Source organism: Gilliamella sp. ESL1225 (assembly GCF_058502635.1).
On record NZ_CP196358.1, the window covers coordinates 232218 to 255167 of the forward strand.

General features: G+C 37.6%; 17 protein-coding genes, 1 tRNA gene and 3 rRNA genes. 7 read left to right on the forward strand and 14 right to left on the reverse strand.

The features are described 5' to 3' along the window. Positions 1 to 3 precede the first annotated feature (3 nt). The 4 genes from ACSYSW_RS00985 to ACSYSW_RS01000 all read left to right on the forward strand — a co-directional run bounded on the left by ACSYSW_RS00985 (position 4) and on the right by ACSYSW_RS01000 (position 4089). Positions 4 to 963, forward strand: coding sequence for an ABC transporter substrate-binding protein (locus tag ACSYSW_RS00985; protein WP_491705113.1), 960 nt, complete (start codon positions 4 to 6; stop codon positions 961 to 963). A 323-nt stretch (positions 964 to 1286) separates the two neighbouring features. Further along, positions 1287 to 2276 (forward strand): ABC transporter substrate-binding protein, encoded by a 990-nt coding sequence (locus ACSYSW_RS00990; protein WP_491705112.1) that lies wholly within the window; start codon positions 1287 to 1289, stop codon positions 2274 to 2276. Positions 2277 to 2348: 72 nt separating this feature from the next. Next, positions 2349 to 3290 (forward strand): ABC transporter permease, encoded by a 942-nt coding sequence (locus tag ACSYSW_RS00995; protein ID WP_491705111.1) that lies wholly within the window; start codon positions 2349 to 2351, stop codon positions 3288 to 3290. 4 nt (positions 3291 to 3294) lie between these two features. Next, a complete protein-coding gene (locus ACSYSW_RS01000; RefSeq protein ID WP_491705110.1) occupies positions 3295 to 4089 on the forward strand; it encodes an ABC transporter ATP-binding protein in 795 nt (264 codons plus the stop codon). A gap of 585 nt (positions 4090 to 4674) precedes the next feature. On the opposite strand, the gene rrf is transcribed toward ACSYSW_RS01000, so the two are convergent. The 14 genes from rrf to tsaE form a co-directional block, all read right to left on the reverse strand. Beyond that, a 5S ribosomal RNA gene (rrf, locus tag ACSYSW_RS01005) occupies positions 4675 to 4790 on the reverse strand. A 92-nt stretch (positions 4791 to 4882) separates the two neighbouring features. Next, positions 4883 to 7777, reverse strand: a 23S ribosomal RNA gene (locus ACSYSW_RS01010). Positions 7778 to 7971: 194 nt separating this feature from the next. Beyond that, positions 7972 to 8047: transfer RNA gene (locus ACSYSW_RS01015), tRNA-Glu, on the reverse strand. Positions 8048 to 8099: 52 nt separating this feature from the next. Further along, a 16S ribosomal RNA gene (locus ACSYSW_RS01020) occupies positions 8100 to 9641 on the reverse strand. The 16S, 23S and 5S rRNA genes sit together here with 1 tRNA gene alongside, the layout of an rRNA operon. A gap of 436 nt (positions 9642 to 10077) precedes the next feature. Beyond that, positions 10078 to 11259: a formate-dependent phosphoribosylglycinamide formyltransferase gene (gene purT / locus ACSYSW_RS01025; protein ID WP_491705109.1), complete on the reverse strand. Its 1182-nt coding sequence runs from the start codon at positions 11257 to 11259 to the stop codon at positions 10078 to 10080. Between the two features lie 97 nt (positions 11260 to 11356). Beyond that, the gene (locus ACSYSW_RS01030) at positions 11357 to 12655 is read right to left on the reverse strand and encodes an adenylosuccinate synthase (RefSeq protein ID WP_491705108.1); all 1299 of its coding nucleotides are present in this window, start codon (positions 12653 to 12655) and stop codon (positions 11357 to 11359) included. Between the two features lie 3 nt (positions 12656 to 12658). Beyond that, entirely contained in the window at positions 12659 to 13612 is a 954-nt protein-coding gene (hflC, locus tag ACSYSW_RS01035; protein WP_491706129.1) for a protease modulator HflC, read from the reverse strand. Between the two features lie 14 nt (positions 13613 to 13626). After that, complete coding sequence (hflK, locus tag ACSYSW_RS01040; RefSeq protein WP_491705107.1) at positions 13627 to 14832, reverse strand: FtsH protease activity modulator HflK; 1206 nt, start codon at positions 14830 to 14832, stop codon at positions 13627 to 13629. A 34-nt stretch (positions 14833 to 14866) separates the two neighbouring features. Beyond that, positions 14867 to 16150 carry a ribosome rescue GTPase HflX gene (hflX, locus tag ACSYSW_RS01045; RefSeq protein ID WP_491705106.1) on the reverse strand — a complete coding sequence of 428 codons (1284 nt, stop codon included), beginning with the start codon at positions 16148 to 16150 and terminating at the stop codon, positions 14867 to 14869. A 22-nt stretch (positions 16151 to 16172) separates the two neighbouring features. Beyond that, a complete protein-coding gene (gene hfq / locus ACSYSW_RS01050) occupies positions 16173 to 16418 on the reverse strand; it encodes an RNA chaperone Hfq (RefSeq protein ID WP_491705105.1) in 246 nt (81 codons plus the stop codon). 289 nt (positions 16419 to 16707) lie between these two features. Further along, positions 16708 to 17628, reverse strand: coding sequence for a tRNA (adenosine(37)-N6)-dimethylallyltransferase MiaA (gene miaA / locus ACSYSW_RS01055; protein WP_491705104.1), 921 nt, complete (start codon positions 17626 to 17628; stop codon positions 16708 to 16710). Between the two features lie 2 nt (positions 17629 to 17630). Then, positions 17631 to 19475 carry a DNA mismatch repair endonuclease MutL gene (gene mutL / locus ACSYSW_RS01060; RefSeq protein ID WP_491705103.1) on the reverse strand — a complete coding sequence of 615 codons (1845 nt, stop codon included), beginning with the start codon at positions 19473 to 19475 and terminating at the stop codon, positions 17631 to 17633. Then, on the reverse strand, positions 19475 to 20245 hold the full coding sequence (locus tag ACSYSW_RS01065; RefSeq protein ID WP_491705102.1) for an N-acetylmuramoyl-L-alanine amidase: 771 nt from the start codon (positions 20243 to 20245) through the stop codon (positions 19475 to 19477). The genes mutL and ACSYSW_RS01065 overlap by 1 nt, the downstream gene beginning before the upstream one ends. Before the next feature lie 27 nt (positions 20246 to 20272). Beyond that, entirely contained in the window at positions 20273 to 20740 is a 468-nt protein-coding gene (gene tsaE, locus ACSYSW_RS01070) for a tRNA (adenosine(37)-N6)-threonylcarbamoyltransferase complex ATPase subunit type 1 TsaE (protein WP_491705101.1), read from the reverse strand. A gap of 143 nt (positions 20741 to 20883) precedes the next feature. Between tsaE and tusB the strand changes: the two genes are divergently transcribed. From tusB to ACSYSW_RS01085, 3 genes are all read left to right on the forward strand, one after another. Then, positions 20884 to 21177, forward strand: a complete 294-nt coding sequence (tusB, locus tag ACSYSW_RS01075) for a sulfurtransferase complex subunit TusB (RefSeq protein ID WP_491705100.1) — start codon at positions 20884 to 20886, stop codon at positions 21175 to 21177. A gap of 61 nt (positions 21178 to 21238) precedes the next feature. Next, complete coding sequence (gene tsaC, locus ACSYSW_RS01080; RefSeq protein ID WP_491705099.1) at positions 21239 to 21802, forward strand: L-threonylcarbamoyladenylate synthase type 1 TsaC; 564 nt, start codon at positions 21239 to 21241, stop codon at positions 21800 to 21802. Between the two features lie 3 nt (positions 21803 to 21805). Beyond that, entirely contained in the window at positions 21806 to 22933 is a 1128-nt protein-coding gene (locus tag ACSYSW_RS01085) for an anhydro-N-acetylmuramic acid kinase (protein ID WP_491705098.1), read from the forward strand. Positions 22934 to 22950 lie beyond the last annotated feature (17 nt).

Consider the following 22950-nt stretch of genomic DNA (forward strand, 5'->3'; position numbering starts at 1 on the left):
ATTATGAAACGCTTTTTATTATCTGTGATCTCCATCATGCTCATTCCTACTTTTTGTTGGGCTAACAATATTAAACAAGTTTCTATTATTGCTATTGTTGAGCATCCATCTTTAAATGAAATCCGCAAAGGTGTAGAAGACGAATTATTAGCTAATGGCTACATCGATAAACAGAATATCGCTATTCAATATCGAAGCGCCCAAGGTAGTAGTGCAACAGCGGGGCAAATTGCTAAACAATTTGTAGCAAGTAAATCTGATGTTATCGTCGCTATAGCAACCCCAAGCGCCCAGGCCGTCGCTGCCTCAACAAAAAGAATCCCTATCGTTTTTGCAGGTATAACCGATCCTATTGCCGCTAAATTGATTCGAAATTGGGAAGCCAGTGGTACGAATATAACAGGTGTATCTGATCACTTACCAATTGAACCACAAATCGAGTTTATGAAACAAATCGTCCCTAATTTGCAATCTGTCGGTTATATTTATAGTCCAAGCGAAATCAATTCGACTGTGGTATTAAAAGAACTACAAGATACCCTTAAATCGCAAAATATTAAAGTTAGAGCTGTGCCAGCAATGCGCACTGCCGATATTTCTACCGCTGTTAATAGCTTAAATGGTAAAGTCGATTTAATTTACACAACAACCGATAATAATGTTGTTTCTGCCTATGAGTCATTAGTTAAATTTGCTAATGAAAATAAAGTTCCTTTATTAGCCTCTTTTCCAGATGCCATCGAACGGGGCGCTGTAGCCGCTTATGGAATGAGTTATTACGATGTCGGTCGACAATCAGGCAAATTAGTCGTGCGTATACTAAAAGGAGAAAAACCCGGTTCAATTAAACCTGAATTAGGTGAAAAATCGAATTTGGTACTTAATTTAATGGCTGCCCAAAAACAAGGCGTTAATTTATCGCCGGAACTTATTCAATCTGCTTATAAAGTCATTGAGAATTAAAACATATTTTATTACGTGCAATAAATTTTAAACCACTCAACATCAGCATCTTAAGTCTTTAAGGTGCTTTCATTATCTCTTCCATTAATCGATTTTATCCATAACTATATTATTAAAAAAATAATTATCAACATGAAACTAAAAACAAAAAATGCGTTTTATTATCAATACTTCTTACAATTAAATTGTAAACATATATTTACAAAATGCGATAAATGGAACTATTTAAATGATAAAAACGATTAATTATAGTAAAAAATATCAATTTCCTTTATAGTAATAATCTATACATTATTGTAACAAAATCATTACAAGGTGGAAAAATGCATCGTAATCTTATACCTTTAATTATGTCATTTTTTTTATTAATTTTTGGATTTTCCACGTTTGCAGCTGAAAATTCAGCTGTTAATAGTCAACCCAAATTTGTTGCTATCACATCGATTGTAGAGCATCCGGCTTTAGATAATGTTCGGCGTGGTATTGAAGATGAATTAAAAGAAAATGGTTATATTGATGGTCAAAACCTTAAATTATCCTTTTTAAGTGCACAAGGAAGTAGTGCCAACGCAGCGCAAATAGCCAAAAAATTTGTTGCCAGTAAACCTGATGTTATTGTTGGTATTGCAACTCCAAGCTCTCAGTCGTTAGTTGCCAGTACAAAACTTATTCCCATTGTTTTTACCGCAGTAACCGATCCTGTTGCAGCTAAATTAGTTCCACATTGGCAAGCATCTAATACAAATGTTACAGGTGTTTCAGATGCTTTATCCTTATCCGAACAAATTGATCTTATTTTAAAAGTTAAGCCCGATGCTAAAAAAATTGGTTATGTGTATAGCCCAAGCGAAATTAATTCAACGATTATTCTTAAAGACCTCGGTAACGAGCTTGAAATGCGAGGAATGAAAATTGTAGCTGTTCCTGCGCAGCGTACGTCGGATATTTCAACAGCAGCACGTAGTTTAAAAGGTAAAGTCGATCTCATTTATACAACAACTGATAATAATGTCGTATCAGCTTATGAAGCGTTAACAAAAATTGCCAACGAAAATAAGATCCCTCTAATAGCTTCAGACCCAGACTCAGTACCCCGTGGTGCAATCGCAGCTTTAGGCATTAGTTATTATGATCTTGGTCGCCAAGCAGGTAAAATTGTTATTCGTATCTTAAATGGCGAAAAAGCGGGTGATATTCCAATTGAAATTGGAAAAATAAAACAGTTAATAATAAATACTAAAGCTGCAGAGCGTCAAGGAGTGACCTTATCGGATGAGCTTTTAAAATCAACGACACAAATTATTGATAAATAACTATTAATAAAAATGTGAATTTTCTTTTTGTCAAAATTATTGATGTATTAATTACTATATTGGATAAACTTAATGGATTTTGAATTTTTTTTAAATTCTTGCGGAATCGGACTAATATATGCGCTAGTCAGTTTAGGCGTATATATTTCCTTTCGCTTATTGGATTTCCCCGATTTAACTGCTGATGGAAGTTTTCCATTAGGCGGAGCTGTTTGTGGTACTTTTATTTATATAGGTGTTGATCCTTTATTAGCAACCTTATTGGGTATGTTAGCGGGCTGCGTAGCAGGTGCTATAACAGGTATCTTAAATGTAAAATTAAACATTTTACAATTATTATCAAGCATTATTGTTATGATTGCGCTTTATTCAATTAATTTACGTATTTTAGGTATTGCTCCTTATGTAATGGATGAAACCAATCGTTTAGCCGGTTCACCTAATTTATCATTATTAAATCTACCCACCCTATTTTCACCATTTTTAAATATTGATGAAAGTAATCAGTATTTAGTCCAACCTTTAATCATTTTGATTTTTGTAATCGTATGCTGGTTATTACTTTATTTATTTTTAAAAACTAAAATGGGCCTGGCTTTACGTGCAACAGGAACAAATCCGCGAATGGCAAGAGCACAAGGCATACCGACTGGAAGTATAACCATTCTAGGTATGGCAATTTCTAATGGATTAATTGCATTAGGTGGATCGTTATTTGTACAAACCCAAGGTAATGCAGATATTACTATTGGTGTCGGAACTATTGTAATAGGTTTAGCTTCTATTATTATTGGCGAAAGTATTTTCCCAACTAAACGTCTTTGGGCAATTATGTTCGCTGTGATTCTAGGTGCGATTTTATACCGATTATTTATTGCTTTTGCATTAGATAGTCAATTTTTACAGCATATTGGTGTAGGTACTGAAGATTTAAATCTGATCACCGCTATTTTAGTTGTCCTTGCACTTGTGATCCCTAAACAATTAAAAAAATGGTCAATAAAACGAGGATAACGTCATGCTAAAAGTTAAGCAACTACAATTGACCTTTAATAAAGGTACTCCTATTCAAAATCATGTTTTGCGTGGTCTTGATCTTATGATCGAAGAAGGAGAATTTGTTACCATTATTGGTAGTAATGGTGCCGGTAAAAGCTCATTACTTAATGCCATTAGTGGCGACCTGTTTGTTGATTCAGGAAGCATTTTAATCGATAACCAAAATGTGACTCGTATGCCTGCTTGGAAACGGGCTGATAAAGTTGCAAGAGTGTTTCAAGATCCAATGATTGGCACTTGCGAGAATCTGACTATCGAAGAAAATCTAGCGCTTGCCTATAATCGTGGGAAATCATTTAACTTACTGCCAGCATTAAATGAAGCATTAAAAACGATTTTTAAAGATAAACTTACAACTCTCGATTTAGGCTTAGAAAAGCGTTTATCCGATTTGATGGGATTATTATCGGGTGGTCAACGGCAAGCAGTAAGTTTATTAATGTCCACCTTACAGCCATCTAAAATATTATTATTAGACGAACATACAGCCGCTCTAGATCCCAAAACAGCACAATTTGTATTAGATCTTACCAATAAAATTGTGTCAGAAAATAAATTAACTACCATGATGGTAACCCATTCCATGAAACAAGCGCTAGAATATGGCAACCGTACAATTATGTTACATCAAGGACAAGTCGTTTTAGATGTCTCTGGCAACGAGCGTAATAAATTAACAGTAAATGATTTACTTAATATGTTTGGTAAAATTCGTGGTGAAGAAGTTAGTGATGATGCTCTCTTGCTTGGCTAAGTTATTAGATTTTTTGCCTACTTTCATCATAAAAAGCAATCTAGTAAAGAGATTGCTTTTTTATTAATATTATTTTTTCCTTTAAAATCGCACACCTGTAAAATAGATTTACTTCATTAAGCGCCTATTTCATTCCACAAATATAAAAGCATCTGAGCAATTTTGTTCGTTAATATACTGTGAAAGACTCAAGTCTTTCTGCTATTTTTCATTACTTATCGCCTTTATTGGTATCGAGGTCTTGAATATTAAAAAAATATTAATAGCAATAAATAATAGAATATTTAAAATAAATAAACCTTAATTTAAACCCTAAAAAAAATAAAATACTTTCATTTGATTTTTGACACTGTAAATTATACTTCAGTTAATATTCCTTGCTTTACACGATAGTTAACAAGACTAAAAAGATAATCTCAGCAGTTAATGACTGTTACAAATGGATTTGAATAGTAGGTAGGTAATAGATAGGTAGATAGGTAGATAGATAGATAGATAGATAGATAGATAGATAGATAGATAGAGTTAATTATTTCAAATAAATGCAAAAAAGCCCAGTATAAATACTGGGCTCTCTATATAAAAGTCTGGCGGCTCCCTACTCTCACATGGGTAATACCCACACTACCATCGGCACTACGGCGTTTCACTTCTGAGTTCGGCATGGGGTCAGGTGGGACCACCGCGCTCTTACCGCCAGACATATCCTGTCTCTCTTCTTCAACTAACTCTCGCTAGCTTCTCATTAGGCTCAAGCTAAATTCTTCTCGCGCTCCAAACAACTCCGAGTTGTAAGGTTAAGACTCTCGGTTCATTAGTATCAGTTAGCTCAATGTATCACTACACTTACACACCTGACCTATCTACGTCTTAGTCTTAAACGGACCTTACTAATTCTCATTAGGGAAAACTCATCTCAAGGCTAGTTTCGTACTTAGATGCTTTCAGCACTTATCTATTCCGCACGTAGCTACCGGGCAATGCAATTGGCATCACAACCCGAACACCAGCGGTGCGTTCACTTCGGTCCTCTCGTACTAGAAGCAAACCCTCTCAATTTTCCTACGCCCATGGCAGATAGGGACCGAACTGTCTCACGACGTTCTAAACCCAGCTCGCGTACCACTTTAAACGGCGAACAGCCGTACCCTTGGGACCTACTTCAGCCCCAGGATGTGATGAGCCGACATCGAGGTGCCAAACTCCGCCGTCGATATGAACTCTTGGGCGGAATCAGCCTGTTATCCCCGGAGTACCTTTTATCCGTTGAGCGATGGCCCTTCCATTCAGTGCCACCGGATCACTATGACCTACTTTCGTATCTGCTCGAGCCGTCACTCTCGCAGTCAAGCTAGCTTTTGCCATTGCACTAACCTCCTGATGTCCGACCAGGATTAGCTAACCTTCGTGCTCCTCCGTTACTCTTTGGGAGGAGACCGCCCCAGTCAAACTACCCACCAGACAGTGTCCCTTACCTCGATTCAGAAGTATAGGTTAGAGCATCAAACATTAAAGGGTGGTATTTCAAGGTCGGCTCCATACATACTGGCGTACATACTTCTATGCCTCCCACCTATCCTACACATTAAGGCTCAATGCTCACTGTCAAGCTATAGTAAAGGTTCACGGGGTCTTTCCGTCTTGCCACGGGTACACCGCATCTTCACGGCAATTTCAATTTCACTGAGTCTCGGGTGGAGACAGCCTGGCCATCATTACGCCATTCGTGCAGGTCGGAACTTACCCGACAAGGAATTTCGCTACCTTAGGACCGTTATAGTTACGGCCGCCGTTTACTGGGGCTTCGATCAAGAGCTTCTCCTCGCGGATAACCCCATCAATTAACCTTCCAGCACCGGGCAGGCGTCACACCCTATACGTCCACTTTCGTGTTTGCAGAGTGCTGTGTTTTTATTAAACAGTTGCAGCCAGCTGGTATCTTCGACTGATTTCACCTACGTCCGCATGGGATTTCAATTAATATCAGCGTGCCTTCTCCCGAAGTTACGGCACCATTTTGCCTAGTTCCTTCACCCGAGTTCTCTCAAGCGCCTTAGTATTCTCTACCTGACCACCTGTGTCGGTTTCGGGTACGATTGTCTATAACCTAGAGCTTAGAGGCTTTTCCTGGAAGCAGGGCATCAATTACTTCAGTGCCTTAGCACCTCGTCATCACACCTCAGCGTTTCAGTGACCGGATTTGCCTAATCACTCGCCTACATGCTTAACCCACCATCCAATAGGTGGTAAACCTAGCCTTCTTCGTCCCCCCTTCGCAGTTATACACAGTACGGGAATATTAACCCGTTTCCCATCAGATACGCCTCTCAGCCTCTCCTTAGGGGTCGACTCACCCTGCCCCGATTAACGTTGGACAGGAACCCTTGGTCTTCCGGCGAGCGGGCCTTTCACCCGCTTTATCGTTACTTATGTCAGCATTCGCACTTCTGATACCTCCAGCATGCCTCACAACACACCTTCTACGGCTTACAGAACGCTCCCCTACCCAACAACATTTCTGTCGCTGCCGCAGCTTCGGTGCATAGTTTTAGCCCCGTTACATCTTCCGCGCAGGCCGACTCGACTAGTGAGCTATTACGCTTTCTTTAAATGATGGCTGCTTCTAAGCCAACATCCTAGCTGTCTAAGCCTTCCCACTTCGTTTCCCACTTAACTATGACTTTGGGACCTTAGCTGGCGGTCTGGGTTGTTTCCCTCTTCACGACGAACGTTAGCACCCGCCGTGTGTCTCCCATGATTAAACTTGTCAGTATTCGGAGTTTGCATCGGGTTGGTAAGTCGGGATGACCCCCTAGCCGAAACAGTGCTCTACCCCCAACAGTTACTCATGAGGCGCTACCTAAATAGCTTTCGGGGAGAACCAGCTATCTCCCGGTTTGATTGGCCTTTCACCCCCAGCCACAGGTCATCCGCTAATTTTTCAACATTAGTCGGTTCGGTCCTCCAGTTAGTGTTAACCAACCTTCAACCTGCCCATGGCTAGATCACCGGGTTTCGGGTCTATACCCTGCAACTATTCGCACAGTTAATACTCGGTTTCCCTTCGGCTCCCCTATTCGGTTAACCTTGCTACAGAATATAAGTCGCTGACCCATTATACAAAAGGTACGCAGTCACATAACCTTAATTATGCTCCCACTGATTGTACGTACACGGTTTCAGGGTCTATTTCACTCCCCTCCCGGGGTTCTTTTCGCCTTTCCCTCACGGTACTGGTTCACTATCGGTCAATCAGGAGTATTTAGCCTTGGAGGATGGTCCCCCCTTCTTCAAACAGGATTTCTCGTGTCCCGCTCTACTCTTCAAGCTTCCACTTAAAGTACTTTCGTGTACGGGACTTTCACCCTCTTTCGTGCGACTTTCCAGACGCTTCCACTAATACCTTAAGCTACCCGCTTTGGGCTGACCCCCTTTCGCTCGCCGCTACTCGGGGGATCTCGGTTGATTTCTTTTCCTCGGGGTACTTAGATGTTTCAGTTCTCCCGGTTCGCCTTGTCTAACTATTTATTCATTAGACAATAATGTAGTCTCCTACATTGGGTTTCCCCATTCGGACATCGACGGCTCAACGCACTTTATCAGCTCACCGTCGCTTTTCGCAGATTAACACGTCCTTCTTCGCCTCTGATTGCCTAGGCATCCACCGTGTACGCTTAATTTCTTAACCTTACAACTCGCAGTTGTCTCGGTTTACGCTTTCTTCTCTTCTTATCATACTTCCGGCTCTCACCTCGTATCATAAGCCGAGAACTCGTTTCTTTCAGCTTGTTCCTAATTTTTAAAGAGCTTTATCTCACTATTAACGCATTCATATACGCATTAATACTCAGATAATATTCAAAGAAATAACCCATCTTAAAGTGGCGTCCCCTAGGGGATTCGAACCCCTGTTACCGCCGTGAAAGGGCGATGTCCTAGGCCTCTAGACGAAGGGGACGTGCTATCTCTTCTTCAACAAACAATCTGTGTGAACACTTGCAAGGTCTTCGTAAGGAGGTGATCCAACCGCAGGTTCCCCTACGGTTACCTTGTTACGACTTCACCCCAGTCATGAATCACACCGTGGTAAACGCCCCCCCGAAGGTTAAGCTATCTACTTCTGGTGCAACCCACTCCCATGGTGTGACGGGCGGTGTGTACAAGGCCCGGGAACGTATTCACCGTGACATTCTGATTCACGATTACTAGCGATTCCGACTTCATGGAGTCGAGTTGCAGACTCCAATCCGGACTTAGACGTACTTTATGAGGTCCGCTTGCTCTCGCGAGGTCGCTTCCCTTTGTATACGCCATTGTAGCACGTGTGTAGCCCTGGTCGTAAGGGCCATGATGACTTGACGTCGTCCCCACCTTCCTCCGCTTTATCAACGGCAGTCTCCTTTGAGTTCCCACCTCTACGTGCTGGCAACAAAGGATAAGGGTTGCGCTCGTTGCGGGACTTAACCCAACATTTCACAACACGAGCTGACGACAGCCATGCAGCACCTGTCTCACAGTTCCCGAAGGCACTCTCACATCTCTGCAAGATTCTGTGGATGTCAAGACCAGGTAAGGTTCTTCGCGTTGCATCGAATTAAACCACATGCTCCACCGCTTGTGCGGGCCCCCGTCAATTCATTTGAGTTTTAACCTTGCGGCCGTACTCCCCAGGCGGTCGATTTATCGCGTTAGCTTCGGAGCCCATCACTCTAGGCAACAAACTCCAAATCGACATCGTTTACAGCGTGGACTACCAGGGTATCTAATCCTGTTTGCTCCCCACGCTTTCGCATCTCAGCGTCAGTATCTGTCCAGAAGGCCGCCTTCGCCACCGGTATTCCTCCACATCTCTACGCATTTCACCGCTACACGTGGAATTCTACCTTCCTCTACAATACTCTAGTTAACCAGTTTTAAATGCTATTCCTAGGTTGAGCCCAGGGCTTTCACACCTAACTTAATTATCCGCCTACATGCCCTTTACGCCCAGTCATTCCGATTAACGCTTGCACCCTCCGTATTACCGCGGCTGCTGGCACGGAGTTAGCCGGTGCTTCTTCTGTGAGTAACGTCAATAATCTACACTATTCATGTAGCTACTTCCTCCTCACCGAAAGTGCTTTACAACCCGAAGGCCTTCTTCACACACGCGGCATGGCTGCATCAGGGTTCCCCCCATTGTGCAATATTCCCCACTGCTGCCTCCCGTAGGAGTCTGGACCGTGTCTCAGTTCCAGTGTGGCTGGTCATCCTCTCAGACCAGCTAGAGATCGTCGCCTTGGTAAGCCTTTACCCTACCAACTAGCTAATCCCATATGGGCTCATCAAATGGCGAGTGGTCTTGCGATCCCACCCTTTGGTCTCTCAACTTTATGCGGTATTAGCAGTCGTTTCCAACTGTTGTCCCCCTCCATTCGGCAAATTCCCATACATTACTCACCCGTCCGCCACTCGTCAGCAGTAAAGCAAGCTCTACCCTGTTACCGTTCGACTTGCATGTGTTAAGCCTGCCGCCAGCGTTCAATCTGAGCCATGATCAAACTCTTCAATTTAAAGTTTGATGCTCAATAACTGTCTCCGCTTCTTTCTTTAACTTTCGTCAAATGAATCTCGAGTTCACTTATTAAGACTTCTTAATTCTCGCCTCTCGGCTTCTATTCTTCTGCCTTACAAGTGCCCACACAGATTGTCTGTTTCTTAATTTTTAAAGAGCTGACAGCCCGTTATTTTTAACTCTTCACCTCTTCTTAATTAGTGAAGTTGCTGTCTCAAGGGTTGCGTATATTACGCTAGTGTTTTTTGTTTGTCAACACTTATTTTAAAAAATTTCTTTTTTTGATTTGGTTGATTACATTATCATCAAAACCTTTTATCTTAAAAAGAAAAATTCTACTTCCGCCTTATATTTAATTTTTATCTTAGAAAAAATTTATTCTAAAAACAGAAAATAAAATTTTTTAACATTCCCTCATTGCTAAGGGATGCTGATTATAACGTTATTTTTATTTGTTTTACCACATTAATTGCCTTATCTACTGCTAAGTGCACATTATTTGCTCTAGCCAGTGCAATTCCTAATCGCCTTGTGCTTATAATTTCGGGTTTTCCAAATAAACGAATATCCGTCTCTGGTTCACTGAGTGCTTTATCTAAATTTCCAAAACTAATCGTTTTTGATTGCCCTTCCGCTAAAATAACGGCTGATGCTGAAAATCCATATTGTTCGATATTTGGGATAGGTAACCCTAATATTGCCCGAGCATGCAAAGCAAATTCAGAAAGATTCTGAGAAATTAAAGTAACCATTCCGGTATCATGTGGCCTTGGTGAAACTTCACTAAACCAAACTTTATCACCTTTAACAAAAAATTCGACACCAAATAATCCATAGCCACCAAGTGCTTGAATGATTTTCATCGCAATTTGTTGCGCTTTTTCTATTGCTTGCGTTGACATTGATTGAGGTTGCCATGATTCTCGATAATCACCTTTTTCTTGTCGATGCCCAATTGGTTCACAAAATGATATACCCCCACTATGACTTACGGTTAATAATGTGATTTCATAATCAAAATCAATAAAACCTTCTACAATTACTTTACCACCTCCAGCTCTCCCCCCTTCTTGCGCATATTGCCACGCTTTTTCAATATCACCTTCATTTCGAAGTAAGGATTGCCCCTTACCTGAAGAACTCATGATGGGTTTAACAAGGCAAGGAAAACCCATTGATTTTATAGCTTGTTTAAATTCGCTTTTATTCGCGGCAAATTGATATGGAGAAGTTGATATTGATAATTGTTCTGCAGCTAATTTGCGAATACCTTCTCGATTCATGGTTATTTGAACAGCTTTTGCCGTCGGAATAACTGTAAATCCATCTTCTTCTAAGCTTACTAATGCATCTGTTGCAATTGCTTCTATTTCGGGAACAATATAGTCAGGTTTTTCATTCGCAACCAATTTTTTGAGCTTTTCACCATCAAGCATATTAATAACATAAGCGCGATGAGCTACTTGCATAGCAGGCGCATTAGCATAACGATCAATTGCAATGACTTCACAACCAAGCCTTTGTAATTCAATCACTAATTCTTTTGCAAGTTCTCCAGCTCCACATAATAAAACCTTAGTTGCTGTTGAAGATAAAGGTGTACCAATTTTAACCATGATAAATCCTCATTAACTATTATTACTATATTTTGAGATAACTTGTTTGAGATTAAAAATAAAAAACGGGATAATTATCCCGTTTTTTATTCTAAAATTACGCTTGATAAGGATCACGTAAGATAATTGTTTCTTCTCGATCGGGTCCTGTCGATATAATATCAATAGGTGTTTCGGTTAAAGTTTCAATTCGTTTAATGTAGTTTTTAGCAGCAACTGGTAATTCGTCATAGCTTTTCACGCCAAAAGTAGACTCACTCCAACCCAGCATAGATTCATATACAGGTTTAACGAGGCTCCATTCTTCAGCTGAAGCAGGTGCATTTTCAATAATTTCACCTGATGGTAATTGATAACCAATACAAAGTTTAACTTCTTTTAATCCATCAAGCACATCAAGTTTAGTTAAACAAAAACCTGATACTGAATTTAATTGTACAGCTTTGCGAACAGCGACAATATCAAGCCAACCCGTGCGACGACGACGCCCCGTTGTTGCACCAAATTCATTACCTTGCTTACATAAATATTCACCAACATCATCAAATAATTCTGTTGGGAATGGACCTGCACCTACACGTGTTGAATAGGCTTTTACAATTCCTAAAACATAACCAACATACCTAGGGCCAAAACCCGATCCCGTTGCAACGCCACCCGCTGTCGTATTTGATGAAGTTACAAAAGGATACGTACCATGATCAATATCGAGTAATGTCCCTTGAGCTCCTTCAAACATAATGCGATCGCCTTTTTTACGTGCATCTTCTAAAAGCGCTGGCACATCAGCAATCATTGCTACTAAAATATCAGCAATAGCTAACGTTTCATCTAAAACCGTTTGGTAATCGACAGCTTCTGTTTTGTAATAATTTACTAATTGAAAATTATGATATTCCATAATTTCTTTTAATTTTTCGGCAAAAGCTTTACGGTCACGAAGATCGCCAACGCGCACACCGCGACGAGCAACTTTATCTTCGTATGCGGGTCCAATTCCTCGACCTGTTGTACCTATCGCTTTATTACCTCGAGCTTTTTCTCGAGCCTGATCTAAAGCAATATGATAAGGTAAGATTAATGGACAAGATTCAGAAATTAAAAGTCTTTCTTTAACAGGAATTCCTTTATCTTCAAGATCTTTCATTTCTTTCATTAATGCATCTGGACTAAGTACCACACCATTAGCAATGATACTGGTAACACCATCACGTAAAATGCCAGAAGGGATAAGATGTAATACTGTTTTTTCGCCATTGATAACTAAAGTATGACCCGCATTGTGTCCACCTTGGTATCTAACAACATATTTTGCTTTTTCAGTGAGCAAATCGACAACTTTACCCTTGCCTTCATCGCCCCATTGAGTACCTAATACTACAACGTTATTACTCATATTTTATTTACTCATTTTATAATTTGATGTTAATTGCATATAACGGAAAAATTCGCTGTCTGGGCTAATAACCATGACATCATTACCTGTAAAACTTTGTTCATATGCTTTAAGACTGCGAATAAAACTAAAAAATTCGATATCTTTACCAAAAGCATCTGCATATAATTTAGCTGCATTCGCTTCACCTTCACCGCGAATTACACGCGATTGGCGTTCTGCTTCAGATAAGATTTTAGTTGCCTCAAGTGTCGCTTTAGCGCGTGTTTCTTCTGCTTCACGAACACCTTGGAAACGTTGATCTCGAGCAACAACTTCACGTTCGGTGCTCATTCTTGCATATATCGCACCAGATACTTCAGACGGGAAATTAATTTGTTTAATACGGACATCAATGATATTAACGCCAAAAGCTCGCATACTTGTATTAGCTAATAATGATTGATCTGAATTTTTATTACCTATTTGATTCTCTGTATCAATAGATTCTGTACCATTTAAAGCATTTTTTACGCGTAGCATTAACGAATTTCGAGAATTAACATCTTCATTTGAATCATTAATAATATCACGAATAGCTAATTTACCAATTTCAGCGCGTAAACGTCCGTTTAAACGTGCAAGTAATAAATCTTGAACATTATTACCACCAGCAACAGTTTCATAATAACGATTAAAATCGACAATTTTCCATTGTACAAAATAATCGACAATAAGATCTTTTTTCTCACGAGTAATAAATTTTTGTTCACGTGAACTATCTGTTGTCTGGATTTTAGCATCTATTACTTTGACATGATCAATACCTGGAATTTTAAAATGTAAGCCAGGATTAGATAATCCAATAATTTTATTAAATCTTAGTACAACCCCTCTTGAGCCTTCTTCAATCACATAAACACTAGCAAAAAATATACCGATTAATAATAAAACTATAGGAATTAATAATTTACGCATTTTCATTTTTCTCCTTATCTTCGTCCTATAGTACGAGTAGTATTAACGCTGTTTGTATTATTACTTGATGAGTTAATATTATTTTGCTGATTCATTAATGATTGATTAATTTTAGTCGATTCATTATTCGACGAACCTAAATTAAAATTATAACCATTATTAGGATTGGATTGATTTAAATGACTGATATCATTTGTATTTTTTAGCAGTTTTTCTAAAGGTAATACCATTAAATTGCCACTTTTATCATTTACCATGACTTTATTGGTATTGCTTAAGATTTTTTCCATTGCTTCAATATAAAGACGTTCTTTAGTGATTGCAGGAGCTGCTTTATATTGCGGCAGAATTTGCTCAAAGCGAGCAATATCACCGGCGGCTTCTAATTCAATACGTACTTTGTATGCATTTGCATCTGCAAGGATTCGTGCGGCTTTACCTTCGGCCTGTTGGACTAATTGTACCTTATCGGCTTCAGCTTTATTGATTTCTCTTTCCCGGTCTTCTCGAGCTTTAATAGCGTCATTATACGCATCTTGGACTTGTTCTGGTGGGCGAGCAGATTGGAAATTGAGATCAACTATAGTAATTCCCATATCATAATTGGAAATAATTTTAATAAGTTCATCTTTTGTGTGTGTCTCTAATATTGAACGTCCATCAGTTAAAATAGCATCCATATTAGAACTACCCACTTCAGTACGCAAAGCACTATCAGCCGCTTGACGTAAGCTATCTTCAACATTAGTCACATTAAATAAATAATTTCGCGGATTTGTGATACGATATTGAACGTTCATTTCCACAAAAATTAAATTTTCACCGGCAGTGATCATAAATCCTTGCACATTAAAATTACGTGTCCCTTGGGTATCAATTAAATAAACTTTATCAATTAATGAAGGTTTCCAATTTAACCCAGGCTCTATAATTTGTGGTTGGATTCGACCAAAACGAGTAATTACACCACGTTCACTTTGATTGACGGTATAAAATCCACTAATAGCCCATAATAAAATAGCTGCAACTGCAACAATTATGATGAGCATTGTTGTATTAAAAGGTAATTTGGTAGAAGAGCCTTTACCATTATTAGGGTTACCTTTTTTGAATAGGTTTTTCATTGTATCCAATGGACTTTTCGATGAGCCACTTGGTTTATTTCTATTACCCCATGGATCGTTATCTTGTCCGTTATTGCCGGGCTGATTCCACGCCATATATTATAACTCCAGTTAACAGTTAATTATCATTTTAAGAAGTGAGTAAGTATAGCAGATCTGGCTCTTGTTTACAGAGTCGATTCCACTCTATTAATGGTAGTCGAATATCTAGACTAAAACTACCATCTTCATTAATTTTTTCATGTTCTATGGCATTTAAGTGATATAAACGGCTACGTAACTTAGCTAATTGCATCGGTAAATTTAAGTGACAAACTTTAAGTTGTTTAGCTAGCCTTTCTTTTAATGCCGTAAAAAGAAGATCTAATCCTAAATTGTTTTGCGCTGAAATCCAAACCCGAATAGGTAAACCATTTTCATTTCGATCAATGCGAGGGGTTATTCCTTCTTCTAAGTCAATTTTATTCATAACTAAAAGAACGGGAATATTATCAGCGTCAATTTCAGCAAGGACTTCATCGACCGCTTGCATATTTTCAATTAAATTACTATCGGCTACATCAACAACATGCAGTAACAAAGCGGCTTCTTGTGTTTCTAATAGTGTTGCTTTAAAAGCAGCAATTAAATCATGTGGTAAATGGCGAATAAAACCAACTGTATCTGCCAATACAACTTCACCGACATCATTGATATTAATACGTCGTAATGTAGGATCTAATGTCGCAAATAACTGATCGGCTGCATAAACATTTGCTTGAGTTAACGTATTAAATAAGGTTGATTTGCCGGCGTTAGTATAACCAACTAATGAAATAGTAGATAGATTTGCTTTATTCCTGTACTTGCGATTTTGGTTACGTTGTTTTTCGACTTTCGCTAATCGATTTAAGATTAATTGCATTCGATTACGAATTAACCGCCTATCCGTTTCAAGTTGCGTTTCACCTGGACCTCGCAGCCCAATCCCACCTTTTTGCCTTTCTAGGTGAGTCCAACCTCGTACTAAACGTGTCGATAAATATTGTAGTTGCGCTAATTCGACTTGTAATTTTCCTTCGTAAGTTCTTGCTCGTTTTGCAAAAATATCAAGAATCAAACCAGTTCTATCAATAACTTTACATTGGAAAATTTTTTCAAGATTTCTTTCTTGAGAAGGGGTAATTGAGTGATTAAGAATAACAACTTGGACATCAAGTTGTTTGATTTTTTCAGCAATTTCTAAGGCCTTACCTTCGCCTATAAAATATTTAGATTGCGGTGTTTTTCTTGAAGTTGTAACAATATCGAGGATTTCTATTTGAGCAGAAGAAACAAGTTCTTCAAACTCATTGAGATCCTCGATATCGCTTTCTTGAGGGAAAAATACATGTACTAATAAAGCAGTTTCACCGCCTCTATGTCGTTCAAACAATCAAAATCTCCACTGAAGTAAATCAGTTTTCCGTTTCCTCTTCAGATTGAGATAACATTCCAGAAATAGGTCTTGATGGAACAACTGTCGAGATTGCATGTTTATAAACCATCTGACTTACAGTGTTTTTTAATAAAATAACAAACTGATCAAAAGATTCAATTTGGCCCTGTAATTTAATGCCATTCACCAAATAAATTGATACAGGAATATGTTCCTTGCGTAACAAATTTAAATAAGGATCTTGTAATGATTGCCCTTTTGACATGATAGTTTCCTTTAAGATACAAATAATAAGATAGATTAATAATTATAAGTAAAACTAGATAAAAACGTCTAATTTTACTACTCAGTTAAAATGTGTTCACATTAACATAAAAAAATACCCCTTTAAAACTAATAAACTAAATTTATCCACAACTTAGTACGATTCAATTTAAAATAATTAAATCGATAAAAATCAATATATAAAAAGTAGGTGATTATTAAATTTATTAATGGGATTTTTAATTATGTGCAAGTATTATAACATAATTTTATAATCCTAAATAAACAATTTAAACATTGTTAACAAAATAGCTTTCAATACCATCAATATTATCAACATTTAACCAATTTACAGGATGTTTCCAACCCCGGAGCCAAGTAATTTGTCGCTTAGCTAATTGTCTTGTCGCACAAATACCTTTAAAAACCATTTCATCGTAGCTGATATCACCTTGCAGATATTCCCACATTTGGCGATAACCAACACAACGCATTGATGGTAAGTTCAAATTGATATTAGGTAACTGAATGATTTTTTCTACTTCTTCTGCAAATCCTAATTTTAACATTTGTAAAAATCTATCTTCGATTCGCTGATGTAATACTGCTCTATCCGTTGGCATAATTGCAAATTGGACAATATCATAATTAAGAGTTTGCCCTGTTTCTTTTGTTAATTCAGTCAAACTTTTACCTGTTAATAAATAAACTTCATAAGCTCGATTTATTCGTTGCGGATCGTTTGGATGAATGCGTTTAGCCGAAACAGGATCTACTTGCTTTAATTCTTCATGAATAGCTTGCCAACCTAATCGATCCGCTTTTTCAGCTATTTGCTGACGAATCGTATTATCTGCTGCGGGTAATGGCGAAAGCCCTTCAATGAGCGCTTTAAAATAAAGCATTGTACCACCCACTAAAAGTGGTATACGCTTATTTGCTAGACTTGCTTCTATTTCAAAAATGGCATCTAAACGAAAATTAGCGGCAGAGTAGCTGTCAGTTGGAGAACAAATATCAATCAATTTATGCGGGTATTGTTGTTGCTCCGCTATCGTTGGTTTTGCAGTACCAATGTCCATACCTCGATAAATAAGCGCTGAATCAACACTAATAATATCAATAGGGTATTTATCACATAATGCCATCGCCAAAGCAGTTTTACCGGATGCTGTCGGTCCCATTAAAGTAAAAATTTTAGATTTGTTCATAATTAACTAGCTTGAATAAATAATTTGAGATCAATTGGAAATAAAAAAGCATCATGCTGTAAAAGAGGCAAATCTATTTGTTCAAGATCTGCAAGTAATTGAATAACTTTACTTACATTCCATTCCTCAACGTTGTTTTCATTATATTGTCCTGCTAACCAATTGGCTATAACCGTCGGATCCTTAATTTCGTTATCCTTCGACTCGATTAAAAAAGAAAGCATAACAGGTAATAATTGCTGCCAATTTAAATTTCGCAACATTTTAGGCACACTTTGTAAATAGAGCTTATTTTTTTCTATATAAAAATCAAAACCTAAAAAAGTTAATGACGGTTTATTTAGATTTAAAGTCTGTTGTTCTTGTTTAGAAATCAAAATTACCAACGGAATTAATAAATTATCACAATCATGTGCTAATAATTTAATGGCAATTAACCGCTTTTTGGCATCGGCTAATTTCATTAACATAAAAATTTGATCATTATCTTGCTGTTTTTCTAATAAAGCTAAATCAGGTTGTACAACCGTTAAAACTCGGCCAAATTGAAAAACGGATGAACTCGTTATCGTTGAAGTTATCGCATTTAATGAAGGTAAAGGATTATTGCGCTTTGGAAATAAAGATTCAATGACAGCTTGTTGAGACTCGGTTATCGATGAATCTGGTAAATCTACCTTTATTGATGGAATGATAGCTTCATTAGGGGGATGGTTAATCAATTTACCATACAAGGCATTCTCTGCAGCATGATTACGAGATCGCTTAGTTGATGAATAAGGTGATGGATACACAATTGAATTAGCAGATGTATTAAAAATATTTAAACCAGCGGCTGGTCGATTCTCATTAAATATGGGTTTATCTTGTGTGCTTGTTTGCCCAGACTCTAACGCCATAACAACCGCTTGATAGACAAAATCATGCACAAGTCTAGCTTCATGAAAACGAACTTCATGTTTAGCCGGATGGACATTAACATCGACTTGTTTAGGATCAATTTGTAAAAAAATAACATAACTTTGTAAGCTATTATCTTGCTGAGTATAAGCTTGTTTTAATGCGTGATTTAATAATTTATCTTTAACAACTCGCCCATTCACGTAAAAATACTGTAAGTCAGGAATATCTAAATTAGCCACCCATCCTTCAATAGCAAGATCATCGTGTTGCCAATCTAGCTTAACAGCATTTTGCATAAATAATGTACCACATACTGCTGATACTCTTTTTTCTAACGATTCTTTGCGATATTGTTTTACTAATTTTTTATTATGCGTCAAATTAAAACTAACATCTGGATAAGCAAGCGCAATCCGTTTTATAAACGTTTCAATATGCATAAATTCTGTTTTTTCGGTCTTCAAAAAACGACGACGTGCAGGGGTATTATAAAATAAATCTAAAACTTCAACACTTGTCCCAACCGGGTGAGAGGCTGGATTAATGATGGGCGTCATATCGCGCCCTTCTGCATACACTTGCCAAGCTTCAGATTGTTCTTGAGTTCGAGAAGTCAATGTAAGACGAGAAACTGAACTAATACTTGCTAAAGCCTCACCTCGAAAACCTAAACTCATAATCGTATCCAGATCGTCCAAACAATCAATTTTGCTCGTCGCATGGCGCGCTAATGCTAAACACAACTCAGCTTTAACAATACCGCAACCATTATCGCGAATATGAATCAATTTATTGCCACCTTGTTCAAGGGAAATATCTATTTGACTTGCACCAGCATCTAAACTGTTTTCAATTAATTCTTTTATAACGGATGATGGACGTTCAACAACTTCACCCGCCGCAATTTGATTGGCTAATTGTTGTGATAAAATATGAATAGCCATTAGTGTTGCTCTCCAAATCGAGGATGGCTTTTTATATAGTTTTTAATACCTAAATAAATTGCCTTGGCTAATTTATTTTGATGTTCATTATTGGCCAATAAAATTTCTTCTTGTCGATTAGAAATAAAACCAACTTCGATTAAAATTGATGGAATATCGGGCGATCTTAATACCCCTAAACTCGCATATTTGGGTTGTTTGATATGAATTTTTGTCGATTTTGCTAATTCTTGTAATACCTGCTCCGCAAGTTCATAACCGACACGCTGAGAATAAGAAAATTGTAAATCTAAAATAGCTTGACTTAAATGAGGATTATTATCATCACTAAGCGCATCGCCGGCGCCACCTAACAATTCTGATTGTTTTTCGTGTTGCTCGATCCATCGACCTAATTCTGTATCGGCGCGTTTAGTTGATAACACCCAAACTGAAGCACCATTGGCTTTAATATTTGGTGCAGAGTCAGCATGAATAGAAATTAATAAATTGGCTTTACTTTTACGGGCAATCTCAGAACGCTGCGAAACCGAAATAAACTGATCACTATTGCGCGTCAACACACTTTTAAATTGTGGATCTTTATTTAATAAAATGTCTAATTTTTTTGCAATCGACATAGTGACTGTTTTTTCATAAAAACCTTTGTTGCCTATTGCACCAGAGTCTTTACCGCCATGACCGGCATCAATAGCCACAACGACTTTTGCAGCTTGCGCTGAAAAGCAAAATAAACAAATAATAATAAAGATCACACTAGATTTAATCATAACGTTTTTAATTTGAATAATAATAGATTAAGTTTGAATAATAAAAAGCCCCTTATCAGACAAGGCTTTTATTGATAAGCTACGTCCTAAGCCTTCGTAAGACAAAGAAATTTCAATATCTGCCTTAGGTAAAATTCCCTGAGCCTGATTTGGCCATTCAATTAAACAAATAGCATGTGAAGAAAAATATTCTCGAATACCCATATATTCGAGCTCTTCTGGATCGATCAATCGGTATAAATCAAAATGATAAACTGAAAAATCACTAAATTGATAAGGTTCAACTAAAGTATAAGTTGGGCTTTTTACATTACCCTGATGTCCTAACGCTTGTAAAAAACCGCGACTAAAAGTGGTTTTACCAGCACCTAGATCACCCATTAAATAAATTACTATAGCTTCGTCATGAATCGATAAATAATGTAAACATTGTTTTGCCAATTGTTGCCCAGCATGAATGGTTTCTGACTCATCTGCTAAAATAATAGACTTCATGGTATATACTTTACAGTTTAAAAAGTAATTATTATATACTAATTCGCCCTTTAGATATATGATCTAAAAATCATTTTAGCATCGAAAATTAGTTAAAAAATTTACGATATTTAACGCAATATACCGACGATAAAGACAAAGCCATGTTACATACAATATCAACAGCCAATATTTCAATTCGTGAATTATTGCCTAGCAATCTCGGCTTGATAACTTCTTGTGATCATGTTCTTTTTTGGCAAAATGGCGTTTTATTAGCATTAAAAAACCATGCAATTTTAGAACAAATATTACAGAAAACAACTCAGTGCTATGTTTTAGGAGATGACGTAATTGCTCGAGGACTTAGCAACTTAATCGATCCAAGAATAAAAAAAATAACGATGCAACAAGTTGTCGATTTAACGGCTGCTGTTTATCCCCAATTAAATTGGTAAACAATTAAATTGATAAATAACCAAATTGATAAATAACTAAAAAATTGAAATTTTACATGTTATGCAAACTCTACTCACTTTAAATGAAGGTTATCAACGATTAATCAATAGCGATGTAATTGCCTATCCAACTGAAGCTGTATATGGATTAGGTTGTGATCCTGATAATCAAGATGCCGTTTTAAAAATTTTAAAACTGAAACAACGACCGATTGAAAAAGGACTTATTCTAATTGCCAGTCATTATTCACAATTACAACCTTATATTGATGAATCAGCCATAAGTGCAAAGCAAAAACAACACGCTTTTGCCACCTGGCCAGGTCCTATAACATGGCTCTTTCCAAAGCATGCTAATACCCCTTTTTATTTAACTGGGCAATTTAATACAATTGCTGTTAGGGTTACAAATCACCCGATCGTTAAACAGTTATGTGATCTATTTGGTAAACCGATAGTATCAACCAGTGCTAACTTATCCAATCAGCCAGCTTGCCTTAGCGTCGCCGAAATTAGGCAGCAATTTGGCGATAATATAGCCATTTTACAAGGAGAGTTAGGGCATCGAACCTCACCATCAGAAATTCGTGATATTCAAACTGGAAACATTATTCGACAAGGATAAAAAATGCAAAAATATTATATAGGTGTCATGTCTGGAACGAGTATGGATGGGGTCGATATTGCATTAATCGAGATTGACAATAATACAATCAAACCGCTTGTGAGCAATTGCTATCCTATTCCTAGCACGCTTAAGCAACAATTATTAATCTTATGTGAAAAAAAACACGCGTCACTTCAACAATTTGGTGAACTTGATCATCAATTAGGTCAATTATATGCAAATTGTATCAATCAATTTATTAGTGATAATCAACTAGATAAAAAAAATATTCGCGCAATTGGCTGTCATGGACAAACTATTTATCATGCACCACAAGGTGAGTACCCATTTACTTTACAACTCGGTGATGCCAATATTATTGCTGCAAAAACCAATATAACGACAATCGCTGACTTTCGACGTAAAGATATGGCTTTTGGCGGTCAAGGTGCGCCACTGGTGCCGGCCTTTCATCAAGCTATATTATTTGATAAACAAAAAAATCGCATTATTGTTAATATTGGCGGCATCAGCAATATTACGCTCCTTATCCCTAATCATCCTATTATGGGTTATGACACGGGCCCTGGAAATGTATTATTAGATAGTTGGATTAATAAACACCTTAATCAACCGTATGACAAAAATGGGCAATGGGCAAGCACGGGTAACATAAATCAACCGCTTTTAAATCAACTTTTAACTGAACCTTATTTTGGCTTAACAGCACCTAAAAGTACTGGACGTGAAATATTTAATATATCTTGGTTAAATAAACATCTAAATGCAATCACACCGCTCCAGCATGATATTTCTCAACAAGATATACAAGCAACGCTAGTCGAATTAACTGCAAAAACAATTGCCGATCAAATCAAAAAAGCCGCCATAGACCCATTACTTGCTTGTGAACTTTTCGTATGCGGTGGTGGTGCGAAAAATCAACTTATTATGCAACGATTAACTAAACTATTAGCTAATTGGCAAGTACAAACAACCGATCACCTAGGCTTCAATACAGATGATATGGAAGCGATAGCTTTTGCATGGTTAGCTTATGCCAAAATACACCATTTACCTTCAAATATCCCAACAGTAACAGGGGCTACAAAAGCAGTAAGTTTAGGGGTTTTATATGATAAAGATTAAATGATATAACATTAAAT